22 protein-coding genes and 1 pseudogene are annotated in these 24,645 nt (G+C 52.5%); 13 read left to right on the forward strand and 10 right to left on the reverse strand.

Translation table 11 applies throughout. The features are described from left to right. The first annotated feature begins 14 nt into the window (after window positions 1-14). The 10 genes from GWK76_01340 (at window position 15) to GWK76_01385 (ending at window position 9,964) form a co-directional block, all read left to right on the forward strand. Window positions 15-1,274: a family 1 glycosylhydrolase gene (locus GWK76_01340; GenBank protein ID QHU91972.1), complete on the forward strand. Its 1,260-nt coding sequence runs from the start codon at window positions 15-17 to the stop codon at window positions 1,272-1,274. A 274-nt stretch (window positions 1,275-1,548) separates the two neighbouring features. Beyond that, a complete protein-coding gene (locus tag GWK76_01345) occupies window positions 1,549-1,917 on the forward strand; it encodes a hypothetical protein (GenBank protein ID QHU91973.1) in 369 nt (122 codons plus the stop codon). Between the two features lie 416 nt (window positions 1,918-2,333). Further along, a complete protein-coding gene (rsmH, locus tag GWK76_01350; protein ID QHU92550.1) occupies window positions 2,334-3,251 on the forward strand; it encodes a 16S rRNA (cytosine(1402)-N(4))-methyltransferase RsmH in 918 nt (305 codons plus the stop codon). Between the two features lie 253 nt (window positions 3,252-3,504). Beyond that, window positions 3,505-3,855 (forward strand): hypothetical protein, encoded by a 351-nt coding sequence (locus GWK76_01355; GenBank protein ID QHU91974.1) that lies wholly within the window; start codon window positions 3,505-3,507, stop codon window positions 3,853-3,855. Between the two features lie 35 nt (window positions 3,856-3,890). Beyond that, a complete protein-coding gene (locus GWK76_01360) occupies window positions 3,891-5,129 on the forward strand; it encodes a hypothetical protein (GenBank protein QHU91975.1) in 1,239 nt (412 codons plus the stop codon). Then, window positions 5,126-5,638, forward strand: a complete 513-nt coding sequence (locus tag GWK76_01365) for a hypothetical protein (protein QHU91976.1) — start codon at window positions 5,126-5,128, stop codon at window positions 5,636-5,638. The genes GWK76_01360 and GWK76_01365 overlap by 4 nt, the downstream gene beginning before the upstream one ends. A 2-nt stretch (window positions 5,639-5,640) precedes the next feature. Beyond that, window positions 5,641-6,678 carry a phospho-N-acetylmuramoyl-pentapeptide-transferase gene (mraY, locus tag GWK76_01370; protein ID QHU91977.1) on the forward strand — a complete coding sequence of 346 codons (1,038 nt, stop codon included), beginning with the start codon at window positions 5,641-5,643 and terminating at the stop codon, window positions 6,676-6,678. Further along, window positions 6,671-7,954 carry an FtsW/RodA/SpoVE family cell cycle protein gene (locus GWK76_01375; GenBank protein ID QHU91978.1) on the forward strand — a complete coding sequence of 428 codons (1,284 nt, stop codon included), beginning with the start codon at window positions 6,671-6,673 and terminating at the stop codon, window positions 7,952-7,954. Before mraY ends, GWK76_01375 begins: the two co-directional genes overlap by 8 nt. Then, window positions 7,887-9,050, forward strand: a complete 1,164-nt coding sequence (locus GWK76_01380; GenBank protein ID QHU91979.1) for a hypothetical protein — start codon at window positions 7,887-7,889, stop codon at window positions 9,048-9,050. Before GWK76_01375 ends, GWK76_01380 begins: the two co-directional genes overlap by 68 nt. Continuing rightward, a complete protein-coding gene (locus GWK76_01385; protein ID QHU91980.1) occupies window positions 9,047-9,964 on the forward strand; it encodes a hypothetical protein in 918 nt (305 codons plus the stop codon). The genes GWK76_01380 and GWK76_01385 overlap by 4 nt, the downstream gene beginning before the upstream one ends. 1,003 nt (window positions 9,965-10,967) lie before the next feature. Here GWK76_01385 and GWK76_01390 read toward each other — a convergent pair. Further along, a complete protein-coding gene (locus tag GWK76_01390) occupies window positions 10,968-11,474 on the reverse strand; it encodes a DUF2726 domain-containing protein (GenBank protein QHU91981.1) in 507 nt (168 codons plus the stop codon). Between the two features lie 340 nt (window positions 11,475-11,814). On the opposite strand from GWK76_01390, the pseudogene GWK76_01395 reads away from it, so the two are divergent. After that, window positions 11,815-11,940, forward strand: a pseudogene (locus GWK76_01395) (nuclease). Between the two features lie 79 nt (window positions 11,941-12,019). Here GWK76_01395 and GWK76_01400 read toward each other — a convergent pair. From GWK76_01400 to dprA, 8 genes are all read right to left on the reverse strand, one after another. Beyond that, complete coding sequence (locus GWK76_01400; protein ID QHU91982.1) at window positions 12,020-12,652, reverse strand: hypothetical protein; 633 nt, start codon at window positions 12,650-12,652, stop codon at window positions 12,020-12,022. A gap of 297 nt (window positions 12,653-12,949) precedes the next feature. After that, a complete protein-coding gene (locus GWK76_01405) occupies window positions 12,950-15,619 on the reverse strand; it encodes a type IV secretion system DNA-binding domain-containing protein (protein ID QHU91983.1) in 2,670 nt (889 codons plus the stop codon). 57 nt (window positions 15,620-15,676) lie between these two features. Beyond that, window positions 15,677-16,732: a hypothetical protein gene (locus GWK76_01410; protein QHU91984.1), complete on the reverse strand. Its 1,056-nt coding sequence runs from the start codon at window positions 16,730-16,732 to the stop codon at window positions 15,677-15,679. 240 nt (window positions 16,733-16,972) lie between these two features. After that, window positions 16,973-18,304: a hypothetical protein gene (locus GWK76_01415; protein ID QHU91985.1), complete on the reverse strand. Its 1,332-nt coding sequence runs from the start codon at window positions 18,302-18,304 to the stop codon at window positions 16,973-16,975. Next, a complete protein-coding gene (gene topA / locus GWK76_01420; GenBank protein ID QHU91986.1) occupies window positions 18,286-19,566 on the reverse strand; it encodes a type I DNA topoisomerase in 1,281 nt (426 codons plus the stop codon). The genes GWK76_01415 and topA overlap by 19 nt, the downstream gene beginning before the upstream one ends. A gap of 104 nt (window positions 19,567-19,670) precedes the next feature. Next, window positions 19,671-20,072 carry a hypothetical protein gene (locus GWK76_01425; GenBank protein ID QHU91987.1) on the reverse strand — a complete coding sequence of 134 codons (402 nt, stop codon included), beginning with the start codon at window positions 20,070-20,072 and terminating at the stop codon, window positions 19,671-19,673. Between the two features lie 109 nt (window positions 20,073-20,181). Then, complete coding sequence (locus tag GWK76_01430) at window positions 20,182-20,829, reverse strand: hypothetical protein (GenBank protein ID QHU91988.1); 648 nt, start codon at window positions 20,827-20,829, stop codon at window positions 20,182-20,184. 47 nt (window positions 20,830-20,876) lie between these two features. Then, window positions 20,877-21,749 carry a DNA-protecting protein DprA gene (gene dprA, locus GWK76_01435; protein ID QHU91989.1) on the reverse strand — a complete coding sequence of 291 codons (873 nt, stop codon included), beginning with the start codon at window positions 21,747-21,749 and terminating at the stop codon, window positions 20,877-20,879. A gap of 517 nt (window positions 21,750-22,266) precedes the next feature. Here dprA and GWK76_01440 point away from each other — a divergent pair. Further along, window positions 22,267-23,250: a hypothetical protein gene (locus GWK76_01440; protein ID QHU91990.1), complete on the forward strand. Its 984-nt coding sequence runs from the start codon at window positions 22,267-22,269 to the stop codon at window positions 23,248-23,250. A gap of 66 nt (window positions 23,251-23,316) precedes the next feature. On the opposite strand, the gene GWK76_01445 is transcribed toward GWK76_01440, so the two are convergent. Then, the gene (locus tag GWK76_01445; protein ID QHU91991.1) at window positions 23,317-23,766 is read right to left on the reverse strand and encodes a hypothetical protein; all 450 of its coding nucleotides are present in this window, start codon (window positions 23,764-23,766) and stop codon (window positions 23,317-23,319) included. 67 nt (window positions 23,767-23,833) lie between these two features. Between GWK76_01445 and GWK76_01450 the strand changes: the two genes are divergently transcribed. Next, on the forward strand, window positions 23,834-24,604 hold the full coding sequence (locus GWK76_01450) for a hypothetical protein (GenBank protein ID QHU91992.1): 771 nt from the start codon (window positions 23,834-23,836) through the stop codon (window positions 24,602-24,604). The last annotated feature ends 41 nt before the right edge of the window (window positions 24,605-24,645 follow it).

Below are 24,645 nucleotides of genomic sequence, written 5' to 3' on the forward strand. Positions count from 1 at the left end.
TATAATATATTTTGATGACAGCGAAGCAATCTGAACGCATCGTGTTTCCGAAGAAGTTTTTATGGGGTGCAGCGACGTCGGCGCATCAGGTCGAGGGTGGCTTGGTGAATCAGTGGACGACGTGGGAGCTCGAGCACGCCAAGCGGCTATCCGTGCAGGCGCCGCATCAATTTGGTGATATTGACAGCTGGCCGCGCATCAAAAAAGAGGCGACCAGGCCTGACAACTACGTATCAGGGCGGGGTGTCGATCATTATCACCGCTACGAGGAAGATTTCGCGATTCTCAAGAGTCTCAACATGAATGCCTTTCGGTTCTGTATCGAATGGGCGCGAATTGAGCCGCAGGAGGGTGCGTGGGACGCGGCGGCGATTGCCCACTATCGGACGTATTTGCGGACACTGAGGAAGATGGGCATTACGCCGGTGGTGACGCTGTTTCACTTTACGCTGCCGGAGTGGTTTATGGCCAAGGGCGGTTTTGAAAAGCGGCGCAACATCAAATATTTTGTGTATTATGTCGAGAAAGTTTTGAGCGAGCTGGGGCGCGACATCGAGTGGATCGTGACCATTAACGAGCCGACCGTGTACGCCGGCGAGAGCTACCTCGAGGGGCATTGGCCACCGAATAAAACTCGCAAGCGTAATCTGCTGCGCGTACTCTGTAACCTTGTTGTGGCACACAAAAAAGTTTACAAATTGACACGTGCTCGCAAAAAGTGGAAAGTGTCGATGGCGCATCATCTGATCTATTGCTATCCTGGCGATGATGCGATTCTCAGCCGAGCTAGTGCGCGGGTGGCAAATTACCTCTTGAACACGTGGGTGCTGCGTCGAGTGCGGCGGCATAGTGATTTTTTGGCGATCAATTATTACTTTGCCCGGCGGATTTATGGCTATCGGGCACATGACCCGTACCTGAAGGTCAGTGATCTTGGTTGGGATATGCAGCCGGATAAATTGCAGTATCTACTGGAGGACGTAGCCGAGCGCTATCGGTTGCCGATTATGATTACCGAGAATGGGCTGGCGGACGGCACTGATAGTCAGCGGCAATGGTGGCTGACCGAGACGATCAAGGCCATGCACGAGGTGCTGAAGCGCGATATTAAGCTAATCGGTTATTTGCACTGGAGCCTGCTTGACAATTTTGAATGGGACAAGGGCTATTGGCCAAAGTTTGGTCTGGTGGCAGTCGATCGGCAGACCATGGCCCGGACGGTACGGCCAAGCGCGCGCTGGTTCGCGGTGGTGATCAAGAAGCTGCGGAAATAGTGACCAGCTTCGCATAACCCTAGATTCGAATGTAAGGCGACATACTAGAGAAAGTAGCGCTCCGCCGTTATACCACACCACTAGACTTTTCCACAAAACCGTGGAAAAGTTTTAGTTTGGTAGGGAAATGGGTAGAAAGTGGGTGAAAGGGCTTGCATGTGGGTAGTTGTGGGTAGTATAGTGGAATCAGTGGAACGAAAGTTGATGGAGAGCATCAACCAAAACAAACATCCACTGCGAAAAACCAACTAATCTACCACGGAGGAAGGACGACGTGCAGACAGATTACTTTGAGCGAAAGTTGGACGACAAGCGGCGCTTGACGATCCCAGCCGAGCTCAGGGCGGAGTTTGCATCCGGCGTCGTATTGACCCGCGGGTTTGGCAACTACCTTCACTTATATCCGCAGCAAGTCTGGGATCGGGAAGTGGAGGGCGCGCTGACTGGAAGTATTCTGGATGAGCGCGTGGCCGACCTAAATGTCAAGTTCCGCCGCGGTAAAACCGCCTCGGCGCTCGACCAGAAACAGGGGCGAGTGACGATTGAGCAGCATTTACTCGACTATGCTGGTATTGACCGGGAAGTCGTGGCGGTGCGGGCGGGCGCGTATTTTCGGCTGATGGCGACTGAGAATGCAGATTGATTAGCTGGGTTAGTACTTTAACAATTTGAAAACCTCTCGAGATCAACTATCTGGGTATTTGAAGATGGCAGGTGGCAATTTGCTCCACGATAAAAACGGCAACGTTCTTTCCTCAAAACACCTCCCAAAAAACTCCACCTCACACATAAGTCTCTTTTGGAAACTATGGTTGTCACTGACAATCATCCATTTTCCACTCTTAAGACAACAAAAACAAACAAAACACAAATACAAAACAGCCAGAATTAAATATCCAGTTAGGTGATCTCGAGCATTGCTACTGTATCTGGTCGCAAGATTTTCGAGATTTATCTCCGTACAGCGATTGCAGCCCAAGCGACGAATGTCGCCTGGCGCGTAAAGAGGAGTAAATCTCGAAGAATCGCCGCGACCGATGATACAATAATAAAGCAATGATGAGTATTAAAGAACATCCACCACAGTCGGAAGCGCTTCAAGTGAGCGAACCGATTCATGTTCCCGTACTCCTGGAGGTGACCTTGGATAGGTTGCGGCCAGCCAGAGGCGAGAGGTATCTCGACCTGACGGCTGGCTACGGCGGCCATGCCAGGGAATTCTTGACGAGAACGGATAATTACTTGGGCGCAGTGCTGGTTGATCGCGACGATAACGCGATTAACACGCTGGGCGATTTGGCTGAGAAAGGCGCGACGCTAATTCACAAGGATTTTGTGAGCGCAGCGCAGGATTTGGTCAAGCAGGGACGTACATTTGACGTGATTTTGGCTGATTTGGGGGTGTCGTCACCGCAGCTTGACAGAGCAGAGAGAGGTTTTTCGTTTCGGTTTGACGGGCCGCTGGATATGCGGATGGATAATCGGACGGAAATCACGGCAGCGGATATCGTCAATTCGTATTCGGTTGATGAGCTGACGCGGCTGATAACTCGTTACGGCGAGGAGAACCCAGGGCGGGCCAGGCGGATTGCGCAGGCAATCGCCAAAGCACGGCCGATTCGGGGAACGACCGAGCTGGCTGATCTGATCAAGCACACTGTCGGTCGCGGCGGGATGAAACATCATCCGGCGACTCGCACCTTTCAGGCACTGCGCATTGAAGTCAATCACGAACTTCGGCTGGTTGAAGAATTGTTGCCGCTGCTGCCACGCCTTCTTAATCGGGGCGGGCGAGTTGGAATAATTAGTTTTCATAGCTTGGAGGATCGATTGGTCAAGCGATATTTCTGGGAGCAAACAGCTGCTGGCTACGAGGCCGAGCTGATCGTCCCAGAGAAAAAACCGGTGTCTGGAACAGAAGATGTTCACAACCCGCGCAGTCGAAGCGCTCAGTTTCGCTACGCCGTGAAAACATAAACAAAAAAAGGAGGGCGACACCATGCCAATCCACATCAAAGTACAATTCCAGGACGCAGAAGCAGCTGAGACCGTTGCGGTACGCCGCGGCTAAGTAAGCTCGTTTGATAGTTTTCCCGGAAAAAGTATGCAAGCTCGGCGGCTCGTTCTCCTAGGGTGAGGGCGGGCCGGCCGGCTGCGTTTTCCCGTGTCTTTATGACGCGCTACCAAAAGCATTAAACCGTAACAAATTAAACACACACAGAAATTATTTATGCACACACGCTCATCCACCACATTTACTCCGCGTCGTCCTGGGCCGCAGCTTCGCCGTAACCAGAACGCCACCCGTTTTCGATCACAGACCAAGCTCGGGCCGGTGGCGCATACGGTGCTGGTGGCGCTGATGATTATGGTGCTGGGGCTGGTGTACTTGACACAGGCGACCAAGACGACGGCCTATGGTTACGAGGCGGAGGGGCTGGATTCGCAGTTGAATGAGCTGGCGACGAAAAAATCAGAGTTAGAGGTGCAGAATGCGCGGCTGACGGCGCTCGAAAAGGTCAAGCACAGCAATGTTGCATCGGCGATGAAAACACCGACGCAGACGAACTATGCTCGCTAGCCTGGGGGTAAAAGTGGTACAATAGGACAAGCGGTATGAAACGTCACTTAACGCAATCTCGAACCGGCGTACTCGCTATCATTCTGTTGGGGATGATGGCGATTTTTGTGATGCGGCTGTTTTATCTACAGATCATTAAACACAGCGAATACGTGTCGCTGGCACAGGCTAGTCAGCAGCGGCATTTCATCATTCCAGCCGAGCGGGGCAAGCTATATATGATGGATGGCGGCGTGGCTGCCCCTGTAGTGCTTAACCAGACGGTCTATACGGTTATTGCTGATCCGCAGACGGTCAAGCAGGAGCAGCGTCAGCAGATTATCGCAGCATTGCAAGAAGTCGCGGGCGGCGAGGTAGTGAGTGACGCGGCCAAGCGGCTGGAGCGCACTGCCTCTCGCTACGAAGTGCTGGCGCGCAACATCACGCGCACGCAAGCCGAGAAGCTAAAGGCCAAGGATTTTGTCGGTATCTTGTATCAAAAGGGGTCGATTCGCAACTATCCGGAGGGGCAGCTGGCGGCGCAGGTGCTGGGCTTTGTTAATGCCGAGGGCAAGGGGCAGTACGGGGCTGAAGGGGCGCTGAATGATAAGCTGAAGGGTCGCGATGGCCTCCTCAAAACGGTGGCGGATGTGCGTAATGTGCCGCTGACGCTGAGTAAGGATAACGTGCGCGTCGAGGCGAAGTCGGGCGAGAATGTGGCGTTGTCGATTGATCGAAATGTGCAGAGTTACGCCGAAGAAGCGCTCAAACGAGGGATCGACAAGGCCGGCGCGACCGAAGGTAGCGTGATGGTGATGAATCCGAATAATGGTCAGGTGCTGGCGATGGCTAATTATCCAACGTATAATCCAGCCGAGTACACCAAGCAAAAAGACGCAGCGGTGTTTAGCAATGCGACGACGATGCTGCCGTTTGAGCCGGGGTCCATTGTCAAGACGTTCAGCATGGCGACGGGGATTGATAAGGGTGTGGTGACGCCGCAGTCAACGTACTCGAACACTGATTGTACTGAGGTGGGGGATCGGAAAATGTGTAATGCTCTAAGGGGGCTTGGCGGCACGACGAGCATGCAGAGTGCGTTTAATAATTCGCTCAATGTCGGCATGATCACGATTGCGCGGCGGCTGGGCGATGGATCGACGATCACCCCGAGTGCGCGGCAGACGCTGTATGAGTATTATCACGACAAATTTGGGTTTGGTGAGGCGACGGGGATTGAGCTAGCGGAGGCGCCGGGGCTACTCTATACGCCGAATCGGCCGGGGCGGAGGTGAATTACGCGAATATTACGTTTGGGCAGGGTATGAATGCGACGATGGTGCAGGCAGCCAGTGCGTTTTGTTCGGTGGTGAATGGCGGGCAGTATTTTCGGCCAACGGTGGTAGCTGGAACGGTGGATGCGAATGGTGGTTTGAGATTTTCGGCTGCTTCACCACTGCGCAGGACTATTTCTGAGCAGTCATCAGCCACGATGCGGGGCATGTTGTCGACGGCGCGGGCGGTCCTCAATCAGCGTATGCCCGATAAAGACAGGCCGGGCTATGATGTCGGCGGCAAGACTGGTACCTCAGAGACGCTGATCAATGGTAGCTATACCATGGACGAAACAGTAGCGACGTATATCGGCTATGGTGGCGCAAATCGCCCCGAGTATGTCATAATGGTACGTGTCGCGGCGCCTGGCAAGCGCAAGAACTTACAGGGTAACATTCACGCTGCACCAATTTTTACTGATATCTCCAACTGGATGATTGATTATATGAAATTAGCACCGAAGGGATAGCCATGGCAACTGCTTTACAAACAATGACCAACGAATTGACACACGTATTTTTGCTCAGTGTCGGGGCGTTCTTATTGGCGATGTTTCTGACGCCAATTTATACGTTTTTTGCCTATCGGTATCGGTTTTGGAAGCGGCAGCGCTCGGAGAGTACCGACGGCAAAGAGTTGAAGGTTTTTGCTAAATTCCAAGCGGCAAAATTGCGGCGAAATATTCCAACAATGGCCGGAGTTATCGGTGTTATTTCGATTTTCGTGGTGACGTTCTTTTGTAATTTAGATCGAGCGCAGACATGGCTGCCGCTCGCGGCGTTGATCGGCGGTGCCGCGGTTGGGCTTATTGATGATGTTATTAATCTACGCGGGCTGGGCGGTGGTGCGGCCGGCTTACGTAGTCCGGTGAAATTTGCGCTGATTATGCTTATCGGCATCGTCCTTGGCTGGTTTTTCTATATCAAGCTGGGCGTGGCCAGCTTCCATGTGCCGTTCATGGGGGATGTGTCTATTGGCTGGCTGATCATCCCACTGTTTGCCTTTGCAGTGGTGGCGACTGGTAACGCGGTTAATATTTCTGATGGCATGGACGGACTGGCTGGCGGGTTGTTGGGGATTAGCTTTGGGGCGTTTGGGGTGATTGCCTTGCTGCAACAACAGGTGTTACTGGCGGGATTCTGCTTCACGGTGGTTGGTGTGCTACTGAGTTATCTCTGGTTTAACATCTATCCAGCACGGTTTTTCATGGGCGATGTTGGTAGCTTTGCCTATGGGGTTAGCTTGGGAGTGGTGGCGATGTTGACTAATTCGTTGCTATTATTGCCGGTGATTGGGCTGTTGTTTGTGATCGAGGCGGGTTCAAGCTTGATTCAGATTGTGAGCAAAAAACTCTTTAAGCGCAAAATTTTCTTGTCAGCGCCAATCCATCATCACCTAGAAGCCAGCGGCTGGCCAGAAACTAAAGTGACGATGCGGTTCTGGGTGATTGGCTGTGTGATGGCGTTTATCGGCGTGATGCTGGCTCTGGCGGGGGGTCATATTGCGTAACCGCACTACCACCTCAACCGCTAAGGCGGTGCGTCGACACCGGCCGATGTATCAGATCGTGCTGTATATGGGGTTGCTGTTGATGTTGGGGCTGGTGGTGATGTATGCGCTGGGGCCGCAGCGGGCGAATGTGTTGAATCATACGCACGGCGCGAATTATAGCGACACTTTCTTTTTCAATAAACAGCTGGCCAGCGTCATCACTGCTGTGGTGGCGTTTGGGGTGGCGGCGATATTGCCGTATCGGTGGTTAACCGAGGCATGGGCCAAGCGACTGTTCATCGCGGGCTTGGCGGCGTGTTTCTTGTTGGTGGTTTGCGGGGCGCTGCTGCATCTGCCATTTGCATCGGACACCAACGGCGCGTACCGCTGGTTTTATCTGGGTGGGCTGGGTAGTTTTCAGCCGGCGGAGTTATTGAAATTTGGCTTGCTACTGTTTGTGGCTGGGTTTTTGGCCAAGCGGGTGCGCCAAGGCAAACTCAACGATATCAACGAGACGCTGATCCCACTTGGTATTATTATGGCGGTATCGATATTTGTGGTGGTAGTCTTGCAGAAGGATCTGGGGACGGGTGTATCACTCGTAGCGCTGGCGCTGTCGGTGTTAGCGGTGTCGGGGATGGACGCTCGGCTACTGCGGCGTATCGTGCTGGTGATCGCGGCTGCAGCGCTGATGCTGACGTTCTCGTCACCGCACCGTATCGAGCGCGTGATGACCTTTATTCAGGGTGATACGCATCAATCAGCTAGTCGCGATGAAAATAGCTATCACATCCAGCAAGCGCGCATCGCCATCGGCTCGGGCGGCCTATTGGGCCTCGGTATCGGTAAAAGCGTGCAGGCGACGGGCTATCTGCCGGAGGCGATTAATGACTCGATTTTTGCAGTGATGGGCGAGACGTTTGGTTTTGTTGGCCTGTTAGTTATTTTGGCACTGTTTTCGGCGTTGCTGCTGAGCCTGCTCAAGGTGACGTCGCGGCTGGCTGATATGCACTTGCGGCTGGTGGTGGCGGGCGTATTTGGCTGGGTGGCATCGCATGTGCTGATGAATATTGGCTCGATGACCGGGATTATTCCGATGACTGGTATCTCGTTGCCGCTGCTCAGTTATGGCGGCACCAGCATGTTATTTATCGCAGCGGCGCTGGGTCTGGCATTTCAACTGTCAGCCTATACGGCGCACAAACCATTAATGGAAGGAGAGGGAAGTGGCAAAGATCTTGGCAGTCGGCGGCGGCTCGGGCGGACACGTTACGCCAGTCGTAGCAGTGTGTAAGGAGTTGCGATCATCGGGTGATCACGAATTGCGGTTTTGGTGTGATCGGAAGTTTGGTGTTAGCGCCCGCGGTATTTTTGGTAGATTTGATGAGACGATCCCGGTTGAGTTGATTATCGCTGGCAAGATCCGTCGCTATCACGGTAAAAGTATGGCATTTCATCTTCGACCGTCAATTTTACTGCCGAATCTGCGCGATATCTTTTTGGTGGGGGTTGGGTTTATTCAGAGCTTTTGTAAGTTGCTCAGGTGGCGGCCGGATGTGATTTTTATCAAGGGCGGCTACGTGTGCCTACCGGTTGGTTATGCGGCGCGGCTGCTGAAAATTCCGCTGGTGCTACATGATTCGGATGCGCATCCAGGACTGACCAATCGACTACTGGCGCCATTTGCTGCCAAGATCGGCACTGGGGCGCCGCTGGAGCACTATAATTATCCTGACGTCAAGGCGGAGTATGTCGGCATTCCGGTGGCTGAGGAATTTCGACCATATAGCGCGGCTGAGCGGCGGCAGCTAAAGGTGAAGTTTGGCTTCGATCCGGCGCGGCCGCTGGTGGTGGTGACTGGCGGTGGACTGGGAGCAGCGCGCCTCAACGAGGCGGTGGTAGCCACGCGCGAGCAGCTGCTGGCTGAGACGTCGGTGTTCTTGATCTCTGGTAAACATCAGTTTGACGAGCTGAAGGAGTGGACTGACGAGCGAGCGGGCTGGCGCTTAGAGGCGTTCGTCCATCACGGTATGGCCGAAGTATTGGCGGCAGCAGATGTGGTGGTGGCGCGGGCCGGTGCGACGACGCTGCTGGAACTGGCGGCGCTGCATAAGCCAGCGGTGATCGTGCCGAATGGCATGTTAACGGCTGGTCATCAGCTCAAGAATGCCAAGGTGTATCAGGACGCACTGGCGGCAGTGATCATTGAAGAGTCGACGCTGGAACAGACGCCAGAGGTGCTGAGCAAGAAGGTTATTGGCCTCGTCAAGTCGCCGCGGATCTTGGCTGGTCTCGGGCGAAACATCGGTACATTTGCCAAGCCCAACGCCGCCAAAGACATGGCAGCGATGCTCCTCACCGTCATTCGTCGGCAGGGGAGACGTCGGTGAAATTACCCTTTTCTCGGGCAAAATCTACGCCGACCACACGCCGCGAAATTGCGGCTCGTCGTCAAGCGGCGCTAATTAACGAGGATAGTTCATTCGAGACAGCCTATCGCCGCAATCGCAATCTCAACACCCGCCACACTGCCTCGCCGGTCGAGACCTCAGAGCGCACGGTTCAGCATGCGAAATCTCGGCGTCGCCGGACGCGGTGGATTATGTTACTCAGCAGTGCGCTGGTGCTTATCGTCATTGGTCTACTCGCATGGCAATGTACCGTCACGGTATCGGTGCAAACGCCAGACGCAGCGAGCGCCAAAGAGGCCGATCGCTACCACCGTCTTATCGATGAATATCTCAGTGCACGTCCGGTCGAGCGATTCTTGTTTGTACTGAATCACCAGTCGCTGGCTAGTTTTTTCCTCGAGAAAGCCCCGGAGGTCAAGACGGTTCGCCTCGAGGCCGACCAGCTCGTCAGGCCGCGCCTCAAACTTACCTTTCGCCAGCCAGTCGTCCAGTGGACTTCTGGTGATAAAAGCTATTTTGTTGACGACGCAGGTGTGACATTCTCGACCATCTACGTGAGCTCGCCGTCAGTCATCGTCAAAGACCAGAGCGGTGTGCCGACTGCCGCCGGCCAGGAGGTCATCAATCGCCATTTCCTTAGCTTTCTTGGTCAAGCTGTCGCCGGCTTTCGTGAGCACCAGCTCGAAGTCACGGAAATTATCTTGCCGCAAAACACCGTTCGCCAGGCGCTTCTGTCAATCAAGGGCCGTCCATACAGTATTAAAATGACCACCGACAGGGAAGCGGCGGCACAGGTGGCGCAAGCGGTCAAGGCTATGACGTTCCTCCAGGGTAGTGGCGCGACGCCTACGTATATTGATGTGCGCGTTAATCAGCGAGTGTTTTACAAGTAGCGGATAGGGGTGATCTATGTCTCACCGGGTTATACGGGGCCGCACCACTAACAGGGTAGGGACGGAGCCCATTACTCTGTTAGTTCGCTTTTTGTTCGTTTATTAGATGATTAAGAAAAACATAATTATAATATCAAAATAGTAAAAAATCAAATAAGATGCTTGTGGAAAAATAGAGCAGAGGAATAAAATAGGAAAAAGTCAAATATTTTGTAGGCTTAACCAGCGCGGGATGCTGTGTTTGTCGTGCGCGGCCTCGTACACAAGTGCCATATGCCCATGCTGGGCGGTGCCTTATGATGTGGAAAAGTCTACGAGTTTGCCTAGGCCGTAACGACGTTCAGTTTGGTAAGGCCTAGCTCGATATTTATTTGAGAGGCGGAGACGACGCTGGCGCTGGAGGTATCCCAAACTCCCCCGATTGAAAGTCGAAAGTGATTAGTATGGGGGTCTGTTTTGTTTATGGTAGCTTGAACGTATCCCGTATTAGCACTCACCGTAGTGCGGTGAAAACCCGGAGGAGATCCCCCGCTCGTAAGAGATGCTAGGCGAAAAAGTTATAAATGGTATATTAAGTGTATGTATAACCGAAGTTCAGTGTATCAAAATAACTATAATACGTAAAAGCTACCTTGTGCGACATTAAATTATCTACGAAAAGACGCATACTCTATCATCTCTTCGCGATAATATTTTTTGTTTTGTATGTAATGTTAGCTTAGCTTTGACTGCCCTTTACTGGACGCCCCCATATCGTGACTGACGGATAAATCTACCAAATGCGGTTTTGCGGAATTTATTGAAAACTTAGATTTGTTTTATTACCTCGGCGTTTTATGTTTTATGGTGATTGAGCGCTTCTGATCGGTATCGTACCCGTTGCCGTATTCACCCAGGCTTGCTATATATGGACTGCGATACAACGATACAGCCTGTATGTGCGTAATCTTGGCAGCCTAAAGCCGCTTGAACCGCTAATGCGATAAGTTCTCTTTTTGTTCTATTATTTTTCGAATACTGATGCGTGCAGGGCCTGGGCAACTTGCTGCTTGATGGTGTCGGTATTCCAGCCGCTGGCGGTGAATCGTAGCAGGGGTATGTGTGCATTAGTGATAACTGTATTGACAAAAGCGTCTCGCTGTTGACGGTCAGGGCGATTGTGAGTGATATCATCAAGCTCTATGGCGAGAAGTGGTCGCATGTCATTGGTGTAGATGAGGAAGTCTACTGATTTACCATTGATTCTTGAGAATGCCCTGCTCCAGTTTTGTCCGCGCACCTTATGATTCAAGAATATGCTCAGATGGGCTTGAGGAATAATGATACAGCCGCTGACTACTTCGTGTAGGGTTTGATAGAAGGCCAGTTCGTACTGTGTTATGATGCGCTCCTTTTTGGTGTATGCATACTCCCCTGTTTTTGGCTTAGAAAAAGTGGTTCGTCTGTTTGTTTTTGCCCCAATTATTCCAAAGACGACAATGATGATAAGAATTATTATACTTATTTCCATAAGGGAAATTATAATATGTTATGACGGGTTAAGTAAATGGGTTTTTTAGGATTGTCGTGCTGTATTGCTTTGTGGTATGGTTATGGGGGTTACATGGAGGTTATTCTGCCAATGTAAGTAAAATGGTGGTATTTTGGGGATTACCAATGGTTCAAAACCTGCTCGCTGAAGTGAAAGTGGCTGATGATAGAGCTAGTATATGCGAGCGTAAAGACTCGACTGGTAATGTTAAATGTAAGATCAAAAATATCAAATATGGCGACAGTGAGGTTATCATTTCTGTTATTGACGGTAGACGCCGCGGTAATAAAACTATTAAGTTTCATCGTCGGGCGGAAAGCTACACTTTCGTAACTGTAAAGAGGCACGCACTGCTGGTTATAGCCATATGCATCGTGGTCAACCAGGGTACGCACCGCACCTTGATAGAGACGGCGACGGCATAGCTTGCGATAAGCATAAATAACGCATTTAGTACCAAAAATAAATAACTAAGCCAGATTAAAAGCTGGCTTAGTTATTTGCATAGTTTTTATATTTTAACTTTAACTTTGACCAACAGAATAAACCTTGAATGTTGCGGTTTTTAGACTATCTACTTTACCAGCCTCTACATATTTAAATGCTTCGTATGATCCAGACCCATTGCTTTTGAGGTCGTTAGCGTAAATCGTATCTTCTGCAAGTCGTGTGCCGCTAGCATCTACAGCCTCTATTTTAACAGTATATGATTTTGTCTCGGCATTCTTATTTGTAACCTTAACGCTTAACAGGGTTTTATTGATACCATATGCATCAGTAGTTGCTGAAAATTGGCCAACCTCAACACTAACATCGTTTTTGAGCAGCTCATCAGTCTTTTTGCCGCTCGATGTATCCACTGAATCCTGGATGGCTTTACCAGCATCGTTTATTGCTTTGCCGTACATCGCTTGACTGGCTAGCACGATGCCAACGCAGACCAAGCCTATGATTAAAACGGTAATTGACATTCCGCGGCCCGCGCCGTCGTGCCTCTTAGCGCCAACAATGCCAACTATGCCAAAAAATATAGCGAGCACGCCAAGTATTGCGGCGAAGTTGTTAATAATCGGGATTGCCGATAGTACCAGCCCGATAATACCTATAACTAATCCTGTTGTGACTAGCCCAGATTTCTTTTGTTCGTTTTTGCCCATAATCCCCCCTCAGGATTTTATTAATAATATAGATTGCCTGCCGAGCTGTCATAAAAAAGGACAGCCATTTGCTGACTGTCTAGATCTGACAAGGGAACGCATGCGTCCACTTTATCGCACAATGGTTGCCCATTTGCAAAGTGAACTAGACCATGCGGTACCCAGTCAGATCTAGACGAATTCAGTATATCAATAAAGGATAAAAATTTGAATAGTTACAGTTTTTATACTGTCTTTGGGGGCTGTTTTACCGTGTAGAAGTTTTCTATTTTTGTCGAGGGGCTTAATTATTGTATATCATGCAGCACTCTTCTTCCGTCGTCGTCGGCGTTTCTTTGGTGTGACGGTGTCGGTAGCTGCTGATTCAAATGCACTGTTGCCGCGAATTTGCAAGATGACTTCGCCGCTGTCTGTGACGGGTGCGACGGGTTCGGGTTGTGGTGCGGGGTGTTGGGCGCTAGCGGCGGCACTGACTTTTTGGGTCGGCTGGCTGGCAGCCATTTGAACGGGCCGGGCCAGTGCGGCCGCGGCGACGGCTTGCGGGCGCGGCTGGGTGGGCTGTTTTTGCGGGCGTGGCGGCATGATGACGGCGGCAATTTCTCGCTCAACGTCTTCTCGGCTCCGTGAGTACATGCGCCGCGAATATTCGATGATGTGCGGCGTGTTGTCGGCTTGGCTTGGTGGGAGCTCGAGGGTGCGCGCGGAGAAAGCCGGGGTCTTCTCTCCCCCGATGACCATATTGATGACGAAGTTACGATTGTGCATTTGCAAGAGGTCGACTGATTCAAAGTTTGGTTCAAATTGCTTGGCGAGGATCGGTGCGTCGTCAGCAGACACTCGGAATGAAATCATAGTGCCGACATTGCCAAAGACTGCGTCGCGCACAGTTTCATTCATCTGTGAGATGTACTGATTGGCGACGGTCAGGTTGAGGCCGTACTTGCGGGCTTCGGACAGGATAGTGGCAAATGAGTCAGTGGCGAAGTTCTGGAATTCGTCGACGTAAAGGTAAAATGGACGGCGGTCGCGGATGTCGGGGATGTCAGAGCGGCTCATAGCAGCCAGCTGAATCTTGGTGACCAGGAATGAGCCGAGGATGGCGGCGTTGTCTTCGCCGATCAAACCCTTGGACAAATTGACGATGAGAATTCTGCCTTCGTCCATGATTTGGCGGATATTGAAGGTGGATTTGGGCTGACCGATGATGTTGCGGATGATGGGGTTGGCGGTAAAGGCGCCGACTTTGTTGAGGACTGGTGCGACGGCCTCGGCGACGAACTTGTCGTTCCAGCTAGCGAATTCGACATTCCAGAATTGCAAGACCACGGTATCGCGGCAATAGCCCAACGTCTCTTTGCGGAAGTTTTTATCAGTCAGCATGCGAGTGATGTCGAGCATGGTTGTTTCTGGGCGGTCGAGCAGCGCCAGGATGGTGTAGCGCAAGATGTACTCTAGCCGTGGGCCCCAGCTCTCGCCAAACATGCGCTTCAGGACGCCGATGACCTCTGATGAGATGTTGGTTTTTTGGTTCGGGTTGGTGACTTCCAGCGGGTTGAAACCGAGCGGATAGGCGGTGTCTGCCGGGTTGAAATAGACGACGTCGTTCAGCCGTGAGCCGGGGATGAATTTCATGTTGTTGATGGCAAAATCACCGTGCGGGTCGATGATGGCGTAGCCTTGGCTGTGAAAGATGTCGCTGAGCGCGAATAATTCCAACAAACCGCTCTTCCCTGCTCCGGTCTGGCCGATGATGTAAACGTGACGCGAGCGATCAAAGCGCAGCATGCCGAATTGGTGGTTGATGCCGCGGAAATTGGTGACGCCAAAGGCGGAAATTTGGTCGTCATTAGCGTCGCTGCCGGTCAGGACGGGTAGCTTGGACGGTGGTTCGGCGGTTTTGGCGCTGGCCCAGACGATGTTGGGCGTCTCGACATTGGTGTGCGGCAAGTGAAAGACAGAGGCCAGTTCTTCGATATTCAGGATGTAGCCATCGCCGTAAAACGCGCGCTTGCGGTACTTGTCGAGGAACTCCTTGCCGAACGCACCCTTGACAGTGCGAAAGCCGTTGAGGTTGGTTGAGTTGAATTGCTTAAAAGCACCGACCAGTGCCTGCATATGTAGCTTGGCACTGGTTTGATCTTCACCAAGGTACGCCAGGCGGATCTTGACGTCGTAGCCCAATTTGGTGGCCTTCTTCTCTGCCTCAGAGACGCGCGTCTTGTCACGCTCAGATAGCTCGGGCGCTTTTTTGCTATCACTTCCCTGGCCTGGTGGTCTCCAGAGGGCCTCCAGTAGCGTACCAATCCATTGCAAGCCACCGCCGCCGAGCCCGGGGATGAGTTTATGCCCACTCTTGACGCTGGCGATCCAGCGATCAGCGGACTGTTGCCAGCTGTCGGCGATCGGCCTGATGAGTACCTGCACCCAGAGTTCCTCGCCGGTCAATTCTAGCTTGGCCAGCGTGCCGGTAATCCCCGCCAGCGGATCGACTTCAAAGGTTTGAAAGGTGCGGATTGGCAAGAACTCTGGCGCCGTCAAGGTTAGCTCAGTGGTGTACACAGTGGAGTGTTCGCGCTCGTGCTCGGTGTAATCTTCGCTAGCGACGTGGATTTGAACGGTTGGGTACTGGGCGTAAATTTGTCCCTCGACGAAACTTTGTAGCGTCCGGGGCACCCAGACGTAAAAACGAATTTGACCGTTGACCGAGGCGATTTCAAAGCTGATATGCTCCTGCCGGCCGCCCGATAACCTAAGTTCGCGTTTGTCGCGCAAGATGCCGTGCAGGCTGGCAAATAATTGCTCGGCGGCTAGTTCTTTCTTGTCGTTGGCTTTGGGGATTTCGAGTACTAATAACACGCTCTCGGTCGGTTCGAATTCGTCGGCCCGCTGATAGTTGCGCCACGTCAAAAATGACAGCACGGCTGTGATGGGTATCCAGACGTACCACTGCGTTAAAAAACTAATCATTGAAGAGATAATTTCCATGCTATTTCATTATCTCACCCCTTATAGATAAATGCAAACCTAGGCTTCGCTGACCAGAATGTAGGTGGCCTTGGCGGAGCGTTGGAATTGCGGCTTGGCTTGCAAGTTGAGCAGAATAGTGGTTTCTTTGACTTGACGCTTGTCGAGGACGCGCTTCACGATTTCATCGCGGTGCAGCGGCTCGCCGGCCTCGCGGAGGACACTGGCGATGATGTCAGCGACGGTGCCACGGGCGTAGCCCCACGATTCGAGGGCATAAATGCCGCGGCCGATCAGAACGAAGCGCTTGTCCTTGATGAGTTCGTTGTGGATGGCTTGAATGGTGACATCTTTGCGTTTGAAGTCGCTGTCCTTGATGGCCTTAGCGATGTCCGAGAAGTGCATTGGCTGGCCGTTGCTGTCGAGAATGACGAAAATCTTGTCGCGGATGGTCTTTGGGTTGACGAGCGGCCACTTGATCAGGCCCCACAGCCCTCGGAGATGGGCTAGTTTCTTGCTGATTGAGGCGAGCGCGGCGATGTTGGATGGGTGCTCGTAATTGAGCGTTTTGTGTAGTTCCTCAGCGGTGACTGGCTGGCCGTGCTGTTTGATGGCTTTGACGATTTCTTCGACTTGCTTCTTGATATTCTTCTCGTCGTTCGGCGTGCCGATGATGGCTGAGTGGTAATAGTCATCGTTCTCGGTGATGATGTTGATTGATGGATTGAGCTCAGCGATAAAGGCAACATGTGATCGTTCGCTATCGGTAACATCACGGCCGAGGACGTGCTTGGCGAGATTATGTAGTGGCGCCGCCCGACCCATTTCTGACAGGTGTGAGGTAACCATCTTTTCAGCAGCCGAGGCACTTGGTATACCGCCGTCAGCCACCAACAGGCGCAGGCGAACGAGGATGGCCTTCTCTAGCTGTCGGACACGCTCACGAGTGATCCCGAGCATGTCGCCGATCTGTTCCAGCGTCTCTTTATTGCCGTATAGGCCAAAGCGACGGCTAATAATCTCTTTCTCGCGCTCTTGCGGAATCTGCGCCAAAACATCCTCGGCTGCTTGCCGAAGCTGCCTGTCTGGTGCGCTCTGTTCTTGTATGTCGCTCATGGCTTTATGTTAAATCCTCTCTGCCTCACCTCAGAAGTTATGTTGATATATGACGATATTGCTATTATACAATAAAATATTTTCGTGTCAAGCAAGTCGTGTAGTACGCCGTAATTATAGCATGTATTTAACAATTTTTGCAATGAAATGGTGTGATAGTTTTTGATTTTGTGAATTATGGGGATGTGGTCTATACAGCCCTAATGAAATGTGGCTTGATTGGGTTATTTTATGGGTCAATTACTTCTTTGAGCGGCTGCTTTTTCTCGGGGATTTGGATGGTTTGGTTGAGGTGCGGCCGCGGCGGGCGGGCTTCACGGGTGCGACCTTCAGAAGCTCCAAGGCTTGCTCGTGAGTAATGGTTTTTGGGTCGGTGTCTTTGGGGATTTTGGCGTTTTTCGTGCCATCAGTGATGTATGGACCAAAGCGGCCGTTGAGGACTTTGACGCCGTCGCCGAAATCAGCGATATTTTTCTCGGCTTCGGCCTGGAGTTTGGCGGCGTAGAGTTCGCGGGCTTTTTCTAGGGTGATGGTGTGTGGATCTTCAGGTTTAATGGAGACGAAGAGTTTGCCAACTTGGATGTACGGACCGAAGCGACCGATGTTGGCTTTGATGTCTTGCCCGTCTTCGGTTTGACCAACGACGCGCGGCAATTTGAACATTTCTAGTGCTTGCTCCAGGGTGACGGTTTCAATTTTCGTCCCCTTCGGTAGTGGTGCAAAGCGCGGTTTGTCCTCGTCATCAGTATTACCGAGCTGCAGCATTGGGCCAAAGCGGCCGAAGCGTGCCAGGATGGGCTTGCCAGATTTTGGATCGATGCCGACTTCACGGTTGGCGCCGACTTTACTGCGGTCGATGCCGCCTGATTGCTCAATCAGTTTGTGAAACGGTGTGTAAAATCCATGGAGCATGGCGCTTTTCGCTAGGTCAGCGGCGGCGATTTTATCAAATTCAGTCTCGACGTTGGCGGTGAAATCATAATCAACGATTTGCGTGAAATGGTCGGTTAAAAAGTCAGCGATTAGTTCCCCGCTTGGTGTTGGGACTAGTTTACCGCGAGTGGAGCCGGTTTTTTCCTGGATGACGTCACGACTGACTTCCTCGCCGTTGTAACTCAGGACAATGACGTCGCGCGGCTGGCCTTCGCTGTCGCCTTTTTCAACGTAGCCGCGGGTCTGCACGGTATCGATGATGGTGGCGTAAGTGCTTGGCCGGCCGATGCCGAGGTCTTCGAGCTTCTTAACCAGTGAGCCTTCGGTGTAGCGGGCCGGTGGACGGGCGAAGGTTTGGCGGGCGGTGATGTCGTGGGTTTCAAGTGTGTCGCCGGTGTGGAGTTTTGGTAAGAGTTCGTCTTTGCCGCCGCCGTAGACGCGCAGGAAGCCGTCAAAGGCGATGACTTCGCCTTTGGCCTCAAAGTGCAGGTCTGTTGCGGTCGCCTCTCGGACATCGTCAGCAAAATCAGCATCACCAGCGCCACACTCCTGCGCTGGAGTACTCTTTTCGCTTATATCTCCACTGGAGATACTACGCGAGCGTTCGGCTGGAGCACTCGTTATTCGCGAATACTCCATAGCCCCAGCGCAGAAGGTGTCGCTGTTGCTGGCGCATCTGGCGCGAGTGGCGTCTCAGAAAAAATCTGGGATTGTCTTGGGTCCCGGATTGTTTTATGAGATGTCCGAGCGCCGCCGATAGCAATTACCACCGTGGTTTTCTCTAACTTCGCTGCTGACATTTGTGACGCCAGGGTGCGGCGGCGAATGAGGTCGTAGAGTTTTTGGTCGTACTCGTTTGAGGTGACGGTTTCGCGGGTGATATCGGTCGGGCGGATGGCCTCGTGGGCTTCTTGGGCGGAGGCGGATTTGGTTTTGAATTTGCGGACAGTGGAATAATCCGGGCCGTACAACCGCTTGATGAAATCAGTCGCGCTGGCGATAGCCTGCCCGCTCAAATTGACCGAGTCAGTACGCATGTAGGTGATCTTACCGTCCTGGTAGAGCCGCTGCGCTGAGGCCATGGTGGCTTTGGAGCTGAAGCCAAGCTTGGCGTTGGCTTCCTGCTGCAGCGTTGAGGTTGTAAACGGCGCGGCTGGGTTGCGGGTGCCAGGCGTTTTCGAGATATCGCTGACGGTGAATGTGGCTGGCTTGAGACTGTTCAAGAATTCGTAAGCGGCTGCTTCGGAATCAAATTTTTGGTTGAGCTCGGCCTTGAGTTCTTGATTGTCGTGGATGAATATGGCGGTCACCTTGAATTGTGAGCTGCCCTCAAATTTCATGATTTCTCGTTCGCGCTCGACCAGCAGCCGCACCGCTGGGCTCTGGACGCGGCCAGCTGACTTACCGCCTGGCACTTTTTGCCAGACTACCGGGCTGAGTTCAAAACCAACCAGCCGATCAAGGATCTGCCGGGCTTGCTGCGCCTGCACCAAGTTCATGTCAACAGTGCGCGGGTTCTGGATGGCATTGGTGATGGCATCCTTGGTGATTTCATGAAAGACGATGCGCTTGGTCGTCTCAACCGGCAAATCCAACACTTTACAGAGGTGCCAAGCGATAGCCTCCCCTTCGCGGTCTTCATCGGTCGCCAGCCAGACGTTGTCTTTACCGACGGCCTTGACGTTTTTCTTGAGCTCGGTGATGACTTTCTTTTTCTCTGGATCGACTTCGTAGACGGCAAAAAAATCATTTGCCACATCAATTGGCGGCGTACCGTCCTTGGTTTTTTTGACGATTGAGCGGATGTGTCCCACGCTTGACAAAACGTGAAAATCCTTGCCCAAGTATTTCTCAATAGTCTTAGCTTTGGCTGGCGACTCGACGATGACGAGATTTTTCATAACTCTATATTATATCAAATCACCTCGCAACCACAACCGCCGAGGGTGTTTCTCGGTGGCTCTGGTTGCGAGGACAGAGAGATGGGTCTGTCCTCGCGGAGGCGCTAGATGAGTCTAACGATACTCTCTTCCTCGAGCAACTCCTCTAGGAGATCATGGTATCTCAGAAACTTATCTTCATCCTCTGCAATAACGGCCTCGTGGAGGAGTTGTTCGTACTGTGCTTTGCGCATAGTATAGCACCACTTCCTGACTTCATCGGCGAGATCACCAGTGATTCGCCAGGCGCCAGTGCCGAAACAGTCGAGCAGAACATTGGCCACAACCAAGGGGTCGCTATAGCTAGCCCTAAAGCCAAAAGTAGACTCATCAATGGCCCATGCGGCTTCCACGCCGTTGATTTGGATTATTTGCCACAGGTGCTCATTATAGAGCTCCCTGTTGGTACGGATGGTGATGTCACCATTCATAGCCTTGATGACGAAGAAATCATCATAGTTCGCCATGTCAGACCTTCTCTCTCTGTCCGGATTATCAACACTCAGACTTCCTGAGTGGACGAATCTCCGTTTTTCAACGAAAACCTGATATATATATCAATTATTGGAGAAAAAGTCAAGCCTCTGGCGTATCCTCATCGCTATTGCCGCCAAAAATAGCTCGTTTGATATAGGTCCATGAGGCATGAGCAGCAAGCGGCAACGAGCCAATAAATGCAGCGCGGCCAATCTTGCGGAGGGTTTTGGCTAGCCTTGGTTTACCGTTCTGTTCGGCGGTGTGGGCGCCCGCGTAGGCAGACAACGCCAGCATCTCACCAGCCATGCCTAGTTTGCCAGATTTAGTTGGGCGCGTTTCACCTTTGTGTTTACTACGATAATTGGCGATGCCTGTTGCGGCGGCGTTTATCGTGTTTAACACGGCGATGGTGCCGATAACCGACTTTGGCGCTGCGCCTTTTTTCAACATTTCATAGAGTAGTTTGAGCGTGACCACTTTATCGGTGATTGCGTCAACGGCTGCGCCGACATTACTTGTCTGTCCTGTTGCGCGGGCGACCGCCCCGTCGGCAACATCAATTGATCGTCCGATAATTACCTGTGCCAAGCCAGAAACCTCCTCAAGGTTTTCCGCACCGTCCCATGTCAACTTTCCGCCCGCTAGACTCATCGCATTAGGAATGGTCAAGGCGTCCCTAATAAAGGTGGTGATACCATCGTCATTGACCGCCTCGCTGCTAGATACCAGTTCCCGACCTACCTTCATAAGATGTAGCCTATCATCAATTTGTCAAATTGGCAATGTTATCGCAATTATCGCAGCGTCCAATTATTCGCCCCGAGCGGCTTGATCACGCCGTTGATCTCTAGCATGGTTAGTGCCGTGGCGAAGTCGGCTGGGTTGAGGCCGGATTGTTGCTGCAGTTGGTCGCCGTCTCTGAGGCCGGTCCGGAGTAAGTCGATGATAGTGTTTTCGGCCGGGGTTTCACCGAGGGGGATGACGGCTTGGTCGGTAGCCGATCGAGCGTTTGATGGGGCGATGACGTCGAGAATGTCCGTGGCAGTGGTGGCGACGAGGGCGCCTTGTTTGAGCAGCGCGTTGCAGCCAGCAGATAGCGGGCTGGTGATGTTACCCGGCACAGCAAAGACGTCGTGGCCTTGGGATAAGGCGTGGGCGGCGGTGTTTAGCGTGCCGCTACGCTCGGTGGCCTCGGTGATGATAACGGCATCAGCCAAGCCGGAGACCAAGCGGTTGCGCTCCAAAAAGCTCCAGCGATTGACGACTTTACCGTCGCCTTTTTTCCACTCGGACAGAATAGCGCCGTCGTTTTTTATGATGTTCATGGCTAGTTTGTAATTGGTTTGCGGCGAGATGTCGGGCAGTTCATTGGGGATGACGCCGATGACTGTGCCGCCAGCCTCCAGGGCAGCTTTCTGGGCGATGCCGTCGATGCCGAGCGCCAAGCCACTGACGATGATGCAGCCGGCTGTTGCCAGGTCGCCCGCCAGCTGCTCAGTCACCTCCCGGCCGTACGCCGAGGGTTTGCGTGAGCCAACGATTGCCACGACCGGTGCGTCGCTCGTCGGCAATATTCCCATGAAACACAAGCTTTTCGGCGGATTAGCAATACTTGCCAACCTCTGGGTAAAATTATGCTCATCTGGACGGATTCTATTGATTTCCATGACTTTTGTGATAAAAAGTATTGACATGTTGTCAAATGCTTGCTATAATCAGGAGCGATTGGTTAGTTAAAGCGCTAATCAAAAGCACCTTATACCCCCTATTCTAACTAATAAGTTAGGTTGCGCGCAATGGCATTAAGTATTCTTACCCTCCACTTTTTGCGATTCAACGTTACGCGCATACTAACCCCTTTAACTGCCCTTTTTTGAAGGCGACCTCTGTTAAGGTGAGCACTGGATGGTGTTGATATTATAATCAGGCGCGGACTTTTGGAGTTTTAGTCACGACGCTTCACTGAGACGGGAGCTCGGGTGGGTTGAAGGGTAACAAAGCGCCAGGTGATGCCCACCCTTACCTGGCGCTTTTTTAGTTGGGTTTTTGATGTGATCTTGCACCGTGTAAATGGAGGTTGGGTGTGAATTGGTGTGGGATGGTTTGCTAGAAAGTGAATTTTTGGGTGGATATGCGTGAGCATAATATTGACTTTTTGTCTCTAAAATAGTATAGTGAATACATATGACGCAGATAATTGAGCACGATACCTTAGTCAAGTTAAGCCAAGAGCGCCCGTTGGTGTTTCGAGCCCAAGCGGCCGCCGTCTTGGCACGTGTGCCGCGGCGATTTCGACGAGACGCGCGGGTGCTGAATCGTAGCAAGCGCACGATGCACGACATGTTGACGGCGTGGCGAGACGAATGGTTGCCGAGGCTAGAGACGATCACCTCGGCGCATAATGCGACAATGTTGCAACAAGCCTTGCGGGAGGATTTACTGGCCGAGACGTCGTCGCAGCAACGGCTGATCGCCATGATGATACCGGTGCGGCTCGAGGAGGAGCGACTGGCCTTTGCGGGGTCGCAGTTTACGTCAAGGCGAGAGAAAAAGCCGTATCAGCGAACGCTAGCGTTTGCCCGGCAGCCAATTGAGGTCTGTCGGCAGCAGGTTGAAGATTTTATGCGGTACGAACTGTACCGGGCGGTGCTCGGTGAGGTTGGTATGACTGTGGTGGACAAGCAGGCCTGGGGGCTGGTACGATGCTGGCAGCGACTGCGGGCCGGCCGTCAGGTCAAGAAACTGCGGCGCGAGGTAACGCGGCGCTTGGCGGCAATTGAGCGAGAAATGGTGGCGATTGAGCAGGAGCGCGGCGGCTTGGCGGCGCGGCTGTTCGGGCTGAATATTGATTATGTGACGGTGTTGGCAGCGCGACAGGAGTACGAAAAGGCGCTGGGCCGGCTGAGTAAAAAAGCGGCCGAGAGCCCGGCCAAGCGGCTGGCACTATACGAGAAAAAGACCGAAGCGATTCGCGAGGAGTACCTCGATACGGTGCCGGGCGTGGCGAATTTATCAGAGGCGCAGCGGGCGGTCAAGGAAATTGATTCGGTGCTGCTAGCAATTTTTGACCTAGACGCGACCGCGCGCAACGAACTGATGGGTGCGTTCAAGCACTACCGGACGCTGACACGTGAGCGGGATATGCTACGGGCAAAGCTTGAGGTGTAGTTTGTAGGAGAGATATCTGGCCGTGTGTGGTTCGTTGGAATTGAGATAACTGCTGCCGGCGACCGATTAGGCTTGGCTCGTCGTCTTGGTTGAGCCAGGCTGCGTATCACCAGCTGCCATGCAGGCCTGGCATACTCCTTCGAGTTCAAAGTGGTGGCGCTCGACACGGAAGTGATGGCGCTGACCGATCAAGGCAATGAGTCGCTCTAGCTCTGGTGTCTCTAGCGGTTCGGCGTTATGACAGCGTGTGCAGTAGAGGTGGTGATGATGCTTGATAAATGGCTCGGCGAGCTCATAACGGACTTTCCAGCCGATGTGGATGGTGTTAATGACGTGGAGCTCGTGAAAGGTTTCGAGGATACGATAGATGCTGGTGCGGTTAGTATTCGGACAGCGCTTGGCGATTTCGGCGATGGTCAGTGGCACGTCGATGGATTCGAGTGCTGTAAAGACTTCGCAGCGTGATTTGGTCAGGCGAAGGTCGGCTTGGCGAAAGATGTCGCGTAAGGTATCCATGTCGCAATTGTAGCACTTATTGCGACAAAATTGCAATAAGCCACACAATACGCCATACTGATGAGCTATGAAAGAATGTATTGAACGAGTGCTGAGCTTGCCGCAGCTCACACCTTCTGAGGAAGTTAATGCGGCATTTACCAAATTAGTTGATGCGGTGGTGGTGCACGGTGAAGAGTCACTGCTATGCGACGAGGATATTCGCCATCAGGTGCAGCGGCGCTGCGCGGTAGCCGAAGGAGAGTTGGAACGACACTGGTCGAGGCGTATCACGGAGGCGGACAACCCGTGGGCGAAGTTAGAAGAGTTTCCGTACCATAAAAATTATGAGGAGTTGACGCGGCGTGAGATTGGGCTGCTGGGACGGACTGGGCTGCAGCTATGTGGTTGTTCGTCAGAGGTGGCGATGATTGGTAGTGGGCCGTTGCCGCTGACGGGATGGTGGTTGCATCAATTAACGGGAGCGCGGATTACGCATATTGACGCGTCGGATGAGGCAATTGAGTTATCGCGCGGCCTTGCGGCGGCGCTTGATTGGCCGTGTGAATTTATGACCGGTCTGGGCCAGTCGGTAGCGTTGGATGAGGGGCGATATGATGCGATATATGTAGCGGGACTGGCTGGCGAAACGCTGGCGGAAAAGCAAGCAATTGTTGATCATGTACGACCAGCACTCAAACCAGACAGACGACTGCTCGCGCGCGGGGCGTACGGGGCGCGTACCCTGCTCTACCCAGGGTTTGATGCTGATGCCATGAAGGGCGTGCAGTTGATGGAGGAATACCATCCGACCGATGATATTATTAATTCAGTCTTCGTGTACAAGCCCGTGCAGTGACGAAGTGTAGCACTAATTGATACATTGTCGCAATAATGATA

It is taken from the genome of Candidatus Saccharibacteria bacterium oral taxon 488 (assembly GCA_010202465.1).
Lineage (GTDB): Bacteria > Patescibacteriota > Saccharimonadia > Saccharimonadales > Saccharimonadaceae > Nanosynbacter.